Origin of the sequence: Streptomyces sp. NPDC002138 (assembly GCF_040296485.1) — a bacterium.
Taxonomy (GTDB): domain Bacteria; phylum Actinomycetota; class Actinomycetes; order Streptomycetales; family Streptomycetaceae; genus Streptomyces.
The window spans coordinates 105,044-112,314 of sequence record NZ_JBEOXE010000026.1 but is presented as its reverse complement, the minus strand read 5'-3'; the positions used below and the strand labels follow the sequence as shown (position 1 = coordinate 112,314).

7 protein-coding genes are annotated in these 7,271 nt (G+C 71.2%); 3 read left to right on the top strand and 4 right to left on the bottom strand.

From position 1 onward, the window contains the following. Nucleotides 1-96 precede the first annotated feature (96 nt). A complete protein-coding gene (locus ABT084_RS19065) occupies nucleotides 97-888 on the bottom strand; it encodes a metal-dependent hydrolase (RefSeq protein WP_351044993.1) in 792 nt (263 codons plus the stop codon). 144 nt (nucleotides 889-1,032) lie between these two features. On the opposite strand from ABT084_RS19065, the gene ABT084_RS19060 reads away from it, so the two are divergent. The 3 genes from ABT084_RS19060 to ABT084_RS19050 all read left to right on the top strand — a co-directional run bounded on the left by ABT084_RS19060 (nucleotide 1,033) and on the right by ABT084_RS19050 (nucleotide 5,009). Continuing rightward, on the top strand, nucleotides 1,033-3,546 hold the full coding sequence (locus tag ABT084_RS19060; protein ID WP_351044990.1) for a DEAD/DEAH box helicase: 2,514 nt from the start codon (nucleotides 1,033-1,035) through the stop codon (nucleotides 3,544-3,546). Between the two features lie 73 nt (nucleotides 3,547-3,619). After that, on the top strand, nucleotides 3,620-4,519 hold the full coding sequence (locus ABT084_RS19055; RefSeq protein WP_351044987.1) for an acyl-CoA thioesterase: 900 nt from the start codon (nucleotides 3,620-3,622) through the stop codon (nucleotides 4,517-4,519). A gap of 82 nt (nucleotides 4,520-4,601) precedes the next feature. Then, nucleotides 4,602-5,009, top strand: a complete 408-nt coding sequence (locus ABT084_RS19050) for a YchJ family protein (RefSeq protein ID WP_351044985.1) — start codon at nucleotides 4,602-4,604, stop codon at nucleotides 5,007-5,009. Here the strand turns inward: ABT084_RS19050 and ABT084_RS19045 are convergent. The 3 genes from ABT084_RS19045 to ABT084_RS19035 all read right to left on the bottom strand — a co-directional run bounded on the left by ABT084_RS19045 (nucleotide 4,973) and on the right by ABT084_RS19035 (nucleotide 7,243). Next, nucleotides 4,973-5,725, bottom strand: a complete 753-nt coding sequence (locus ABT084_RS19045) for a DUF6397 family protein (protein ID WP_351044982.1) — start codon at nucleotides 5,723-5,725, stop codon at nucleotides 4,973-4,975. The two genes, ABT084_RS19050 and ABT084_RS19045, sit on opposite strands and share 37 nt — an antisense overlap. 362 nt (nucleotides 5,726-6,087) lie before the next feature. Continuing rightward, entirely contained in the window at nucleotides 6,088-6,486 is a 399-nt protein-coding gene (locus tag ABT084_RS19040; protein ID WP_351044980.1) for a roadblock/LC7 domain-containing protein, read from the bottom strand. Between the two features lie 130 nt (nucleotides 6,487-6,616). Continuing rightward, nucleotides 6,617-7,243 (bottom strand): GTP-binding protein, encoded by a 627-nt coding sequence (locus ABT084_RS19035; protein ID WP_351044979.1) that lies wholly within the window; start codon nucleotides 7,241-7,243, stop codon nucleotides 6,617-6,619. Nucleotides 7,244-7,271: the final 28 nt, after the last annotated feature.

Here is a 7,271-nt window from a genome sequence, read left to right as displayed (position 1 = left end):
GTCGCAATCCACACCGAACCCGGAAGGCCCTCACCCGTTCAAGACGCCTCAGCCGAGACCTGCATCACCCGTCCACAACCTCCCGGGGCAATACACCTAGATGAAGCCGAGGGCCGCGGCCCCGCCCACGCCGCCGAGCAGCATGAACACCGGCATGAGGACCTTCAGCTCGACCCAGCTGCCCGCGCGGAAGCGCATCATCTTCGGCGGGCCGAGCGCGTACCAGCGCTTGCCCGCGATCGGGATGGGCCACAGCACGGGGCAGCCCGACACGGTCAGGGCGTCCCCGATGTCGTGGACCAGCGCGCCGAGCACGATCGGCAGGCCGAGCCAGAGGTATTCCTGGCCGGGCTCGCTGAAGAGCCAATTCGCGCCGTTGCCGGGCTGGTCCAGCACCCCGGCCAGTATCCAGGCGCTGGTGGCGCCCAGCAGCCAGACGAGGACGTCGCTGGACATCCGGGCGGCCCGCCAGAGCAGGCCTTCGACGGCGAGCACGAGGTGGACGAAGAGCAGGACCAGGACGCCCCAGCGGTCGGTGGTGGCGGCCAGCGCCGAGGCGCCGGCGCCGATCAGGACCGCCCAGAGCCAGGTGTGAGTGAGGGTGCGGTGACCGCCGGTCCGGCGGGCGTCGCGCGGGGAGCGGGTCGCCTTGTAGACGGCGTAGGAGATCTTGTCGACGACCTCGCACAGGCCGCGGGACAGCGGCCCGAAAGCGCGCGAGATCGTCGCCGACTTGTGGTCGAGGTCGGGGGCCAGGGCCGCTCCGGCGCAGATGAGCGCCCCGACGACGAGGACCGGCCAGGGCATGGGGTAACCGGCGGCCGCGGTCGCCGCGCCCACCCCCAGCCAGGCCGCTGCCCCGGAGAGTGAGTGCGCCGGACCCATCATGCTCGTTCCCGCCCCAGTGCTGTGGAAGTCGGGCCCAGTTGACTGTTTCGTTCGGACCCGGTCGACGGCACAGCGTACCTTCGATGATCTTCTTTCCCGCCGCCGGTTCCCTCATCCGGGGGGAAGCCAGGCAAGATGGGGGGTGTGACCCTCATTGATCAGCTCCCGCCGAACGCCGACCCCGACGCCCTCTTCGAGGCTTTCTCCTCGTGGGCCGAGGACCAGGGCATCACCCTGTACCCGGCGCAGGAGGAGGCCCTGATCGAGGTCGTCTCCGGGGCGAACGTGATCCTCTCCACCCCGACCGGCTCCGGCAAGAGCCTGGTGGCCGCCGGCGCTCACTTCACCGCCCTGGCCCAGGACAAGGTCACCTTCTACACCGCGCCGATCAAGGCGCTGGTGTCGGAGAAGTTCTTCGAGCTGTGCAAGCTCTTCGGCACCGAGAACGTCGGCATGCTGACCGGCGACGCCTCGGTGAACTCGGACGCCCCGGTGATCTGCTGCACCGCCGAGGTGCTGGCCTCCATCGCGCTGCGCGACGGCCGCAACGCCGACATCGGCCAGGTCGTGATGGACGAGTTCCACTTCTATGCCGAGCCGGACCGCGGCTGGGCCTGGCAGATCCCACTGCTGGAGCTCCCGCAGGCGCAGTTCGTCCTGATGTCGGCCACCCTCGGCGACATGAAACGGTTCGAGGAGGACCTGACCCGGCGCACCGGGCGGCCGACCTCGGTGGTCCGCTCCGCGACCCGGCCCGTCCCGCTGTCGTACGAGTACGTCACCACGCCGATCACCGACACCATCACCGAACTGCTGGAGACCCGGCAGGCTCCGGTGTACGTGGTGCACTTCACGCAGGCCCAGGCCGTCGAGCGGGCACAGTCGCTGATGAGCATCAACATGTGCACGCGCGAGGAGAAGGACAAGATCGCCGAGCTGATCGGCCACTTCCGCTTCACCACCAAGTTCGGGCAGAACCTCTCGCGCTACGTCCGCCACGGCATCGGCGTCCACCACGCGGGCATGCTGCCCAAGTACCGGCGACTGGTCGAGAAGCTGGCCCAGGCTGGTCTGCTCAAGGTCATCTGCGGCACCGACACCCTCGGCGTCGGCGTGAACGTCCCGATCCGCACGGTGCTCTTCACCGCGCTCACCAAGTACGACGGCAACCGGGTCCGCACACTGCGCGCCCGCGAGTTCCACCAGATCGCCGGCCGCGCCGGGCGGGCGGGCTTCGACACCGCGGGCTATGTGGTCGCGCAGGCCCCCGAGCACGTGATCGAGAACGAGAAGGCGCTCGCGAAGGCGGGCGACGACCCGAAGAAGCGCCGCAAGGTGGTCCGCAAGAAGGCCCCCGAGGGCTTCGTCGCCTGGTCGGACATCACCTTCGAGAAGCTGATCGCCGCCGACCCGGAGCCGCTGACCTCGCGGTTCAAGGTCACCAACATCATGCTGCTGTCGGTCATCGCCCGACCCGGCGACGCGTTCAAGGCGATGCGCCACCTCCTCGAGGACAACCACGAGCCGCGCAAGAACCAGCTGCGCCACATCCGCCGCGCCCTCGCGATCTACCGCTCGCTGCTGGACGGCGGCGTGATCGAGAAGCTCGACACCCCCGACGCGGAAGGCCGCACCATCCGGCTCACCGTCGACCTCCAGCAGGACTTCGCGCTGAACCAGCCGCTGTCCACCTTCGCCCTGGCCTCCTTCGACCTGCTGGACCCGGAGTCCCCCTCCTACGCGCTGGACATGGTCTCGGTCGTGGAGTCCACGCTGGACGACCCGCGCCAGATCCTCGCCGCCCAGCAGAACAAGGAGCGCGGCATCGCCGTGGGCGCGATGAAGGCCGACGGGATCGAGTACGAGGAGCGGATGGAGCGGCTGCAGGACGTCAGCTATCCCAAGCCCCTCGAAGAGCTGCTCCTGCACGCCTACGACGTGTACAGCAAGAGCCACCCGTGGGTCCGCGACCACCCCGTCTCCCCGAAGTCGATCATCCGCGACATGTACGAGCGCGCGATGACCTTTACCGAATTCACCTCCTTCTACGAGCTGGCCCGCACCGAGGGCATCGTGCTGCGCTATCTCGCGGGCGCGTACAAGGCGCTCGACCACACCATCCCGGACGACCTGAAGTCCGAGGACCTCCAGGACCTCATCGCCTGGCTCGGCGAGCTGGTCCGCCAGGTCGACTCCAGCCTGCTCGACGAGTGGGAGCAGCTGGCGAACCCGGAGGTGGAGACGGCGGAACAGGCTCAGGAGAAGGCCGACCAGGTCAAGCCGGTCACGGCGAACGCCCGCGCCTTCCGCGTCCTCGTCCGCAACGCCATGTTCCGCCGGGTGGAGCTGGCCGCCCTGGACAACCTCCACGAGCTGGGCGAGCTGGACTCCGACTCCGGCTGGAACGCCGACGCGTGGGGCGACGCCATGGACGCGTACTGGGACGAGTACGACGACCTGGGCACCGGCCCGGACGCGCGCGGCCCCAAGCTGCTGATGATCGAGGAGGACGCGGAGCACGGCCTGTGGCGCGTCCGCCAGGCCTTCGCCGACCCCAACGGCGACCATGGCTGGGGCATCAGCGCCGAGGTCGACCTCGCGGCCTCCGACGAGGAGGGCCGGGCGGTCGTCCGGGTCACCGCCGTCGGCGAGCTCTGACCGTCCCCCGTATCCGTCCGGCGCCCTCGACGCCACCGGCACCGCCGCCCCCGACCTCAGTGGAGAACCCCTGATGACGAACCCCGCCGAGAGACTGGTCGATCTGCTCGACCTGGAGCAGATCGAGGTCAACATCTTCCGCGGCCGCAGCCCGCAGGAGTCCCTCCAGCGGGTCTTCGGCGGGCAGGTGGCCGGCCAGGCGCTGGTGGCGGCCGGCCGGACCACCGAGGGCGGCCGCCCGGTCCACTCGCTGCACGCGTACTTCCTGCGCCCCGGCATTCCCGGGGTGCCGATCGTGTACCAGGTGGAGCGGGTGCGTGACGGGCGCTCCTTCACCACCCGCCGCGTCACCGCGGTCCAGCAGGGCAAGACGATCTTCAACCTCACCGCCTCCTTCCATCAGCCGGAGGAGGGCAGCATCGAGCACCAGCTGCCTCCTCGTCTGGACTTTCCGCACCCCGACTCGCTGCCGAAGGTCGCGGACGAGATCCGTGAGCACCTGGGGGCGCTGCCGGAGGCCCTGGAGCGGATGGCCCGCCGCCAGCCCTTCGACATCCGGTACGTGGACCGGCTCCGCTGGACCCCGGAGGACCTCAAGGACGCCGATCCCCGCAGCGCCGTCTGGATGCGGGCGGTCGGCCCGCTGGGCGACGACCCCCTCGTGCACACCTGCGCCCTGACCTACGCCAGCGACATGACTCTCCTCGATGCCGTGCGCATCCCCGTGGAGCCGCTGTGGGGCATGCGCGGTTTCGACATGGCGAGCCTGGATCACGCCATGTGGTTCCACCGCCCGTTCCGGGCGGACGAATGGTTCCTCTACGACCAGGAGTCCCCCATCGCCCACGGTGGCCGGGGGCTGGCCCGCGGCCGCATCTACGACGTGGAGGGCAGGCTGCTGGTCTCGGTCGTGCAGGAGGGGCTGTTCCGCCCCTACCCGGCCGGGCCGCCGAAGCCGTCGGAGCCCGCCTGACCGACCGGCCCGGCCGGCCTCCCGATCCCCTCCGCCCCATCCCTCCGCCCGCCCGAACGTCATCGAAGAGCTGAGCGCACCCATGCCGACGCCGACCCCGGCCCTCCCCTGTCCCTGCGGGCTGCCCGCCGCCTACCCGGACTGCTGCGGACGCTTCCACTCCGGCGAGCGGCAGGCGCCCACGGCGGAGCTGCTGATGCGGTCCCGGTTCAGCGCCTTCGCCGTCGGCGACACCGCGTACCTGCTCCGCTCCTGGCACCCTTCGACCCGCCCCGGACGCCTCGACCTGGATCCCGGACAGCGCTGGGAGCGGCTGGAGATCCTGCGTACCGAGCGCGGCGGGATGTTCGAGACGGAGGGCACGGTGGAATTCCGGGCGCACTACCGCGAGGGCGGCCACACGGGATCGCTGCTCGAGCACAGCACCTTCTCCCGCGAAGGCGGCGCCTGGGTCTACGTCGGCCCCCTCTCCCCCGTCGTCTTCGACTGATCCCGCGCTCCGACGAGGGCGAACTCCAGGCTGGTGCGGTACCAGCGCAGCTCGTCCGGGGGATCGGCCCGCAGCAGCCCGGCCGCGACGGCCGCCGCGGCCGGGATCTGCGGGTGCCCGTAGGGCGGGGGCGGGGCGAGCCCGGTGAGCAGGATCCGCTCCGCCCGGTCGGGCACCGCCCGCTCCAGCTCCTCCTCCGGCAGCACGGAGGCCAGGACCGCCGCTCGCTCCCACGGATCCGCCGTACGTCTCAGCAGGAGCCCCACGTGCCGGCCGCGCCAGCGCCGGGGCCGCAGATCCGCCCGGGCCTCCATCAGCTCCCGGTCCTCCGGGGGCGCGCTCCCACGCATCAGCCCGGGCTCCCTCCGGGCGAACTCGAGCAGCTCCGAGGCGAGATAGATCCAGACGACCGCCCGGTACCGATTGATCCGGTACCCCACCGGGGTGACCCTCCCGCAACGCGCGAGCCGGGTGAACCGGCCCGGGCTGATCCCCAACAGCTCGGCCGCACCCGCGGCGACCACCGTCCGGACCCGCTCCCGCAGGGCGTCCGGGAACCCCTCCACCGCCCGGACCCGGTCCAGCTCGGCCCGCGCGAAGCGCGCGGCCCCGCTCGTCGCGCACGGCCCGGCCCGGACCATGCCCAGCTGCACGGCCCGGGCGAACTCGCCCCGCCCCAGCCCCAACTCCTCGGCGGCCCGGCCACCGCCCACCACCTCCGGCGCCTTTCGGAGCCGCGGCCCCGCACCAGGCTCCGAATCACGCCCCGGCCCCGGATTACGCCCCGGACCAGTCCCCGCTGCCACCTCCGGCGCCACGATTTCCGCCGCTGGCGACGCCGGCCCCTCGACCCCGACGTGCACCGGCACCGGCACCGGCACCCTCGCGGGCACCCGTACCGAGACCGGCCCCCGCACCCGCACCCTGCTGCTGACCTCCATGACGGTCCTCCCCCGCACGCGTTGATTACTCTGCGTAAAGACCGTAACGCAGCGCGACGAAGCCCCGCAATGCCTGTGGATAACTCCGCGGGATGACCCCGGCCGGGCAGCCCGCGCCCGGCATCCGCGCCCCGGATTCAGCCGCCCGTGATCCGCCGCTCCGCGACGTCCAAGTGCTCGCCCACCCGGTTGACCAGCAGCGTCATCTCGTACGCGACCTGTACGTAGTCCGCCTCGGTCGCGGTCAGGACGCACAGCGAGCTGCCCGCGCCCGCCGCCATCACCAGCAGCACCCCTTCGTCGTACTCGACGACCGTCTGGCGCACCTCACCGGCCCGGAAGTGCCGTCCCGACCCCTTCGCGAGGCTCTGCAGCCCGGCCGAGACCGCCGCCAGGTGCTCCGCGTCCTCCCGCGCGAGACCCGCGCTCGCACTCGTCACCAGGCCGTCGTTGGAGAGCACCACCGCGTGCCGGACCTGCTGGACCCTGCGCGTCAGGTCGTCCAGCAGCCAGTCGAGCTGCTTGTCCAGTGCCATTTTCCGCCCCTCCCCGTCGACCCGGCCGACCCGGCCGCGTCCACCCCCGCACCGTCGTGCCGCCAGCCTTCCCCACCAGCGGCTTTCCGGCAAGGAGGATGTCCCGACGGCACGGAAGATGGCTCATGCGTCACACCGAGTCCGCCTGCGGCTCCACCGAGTCGAGCAGCCGGGCGGTGTGCCGCCGCCCGGCGTACTCGACCAGCCTGATCAGCACTTCCTTCCCGGAGTCCTTGTCCCGCGCGTCACACAGCACCACCGGCGTCCCCGCCTCCAGGTCCAGCGCCCGCGACACCTCGTGCGCCCCGTAATCGCGCGCCCCGGCGAAGCAGTTGACGGCCACCACGAACGGGATGCCCCGGTGCTCGAAGTAGTCCACGGCCGGGAAGCAGTCCTGTAGCCGCCGGGTGTCCGCGAGCACCACCGCCCCCAGCGCGCCCTGCGACAGCTCGTCCCACAGGAACCAGAAGCGGTCCTGCCCGGGCGTGCCGAACAGGTACAGCGACAGGCCCTCCCTGATGGTGATCCGGCCGAAGTCCATCGCCACCGTCGTGGTGGTCTTCTGGTCCACACCACCGGTGTCGTCGACCAGTTCACCGGCCTCGCTCAGCAACTCCTCGGTGCGCAGCGGGCGGATCTCGCTGACCGCGCCCACCAGAGTGGTCTTGCCGACCCCGAAGCCTCCGGCCACGAGTATCTTCAGGGCGAGCGCGGCCAGTTCCTCGTCCGCTTCCGGCTCCTGGACGTGTTGTCCCATCACAGTCGTCCCATCAGTCTCGTGCCAT

Coding starts and splice junctions, on each gene's coding strand:
- ABT084_RS19040 (WP_351044980.1), bottom strand. CDS start 6,486: ATGGCACTGGACAAGCAGCTCGACTGGCTGCTGGACGACCTGACGCGC.
- ABT084_RS19055 (WP_351044987.1), top strand. CDS start 3,620: ATGACGAACCCCGCCGAGAGACTGGTCGATCTGCTCGACCTGGAGCAG.
- ABT084_RS19035 (WP_351044979.1), bottom strand. CDS start 7,243: ATGGGACAACACGTCCAGGAGCCGGAAGCGGACGAGGAACTGGCCGCG.
- ABT084_RS19065 (WP_351044993.1), bottom strand. CDS start 888: ATGATGGGTCCGGCGCACTCACTCTCCGGGGCAGCGGCCTGGCTGGGG.
- ABT084_RS19050 (WP_351044985.1), top strand. CDS start 4,602: ATGCCGACGCCGACCCCGGCCCTCCCCTGTCCCTGCGGGCTGCCCGCC.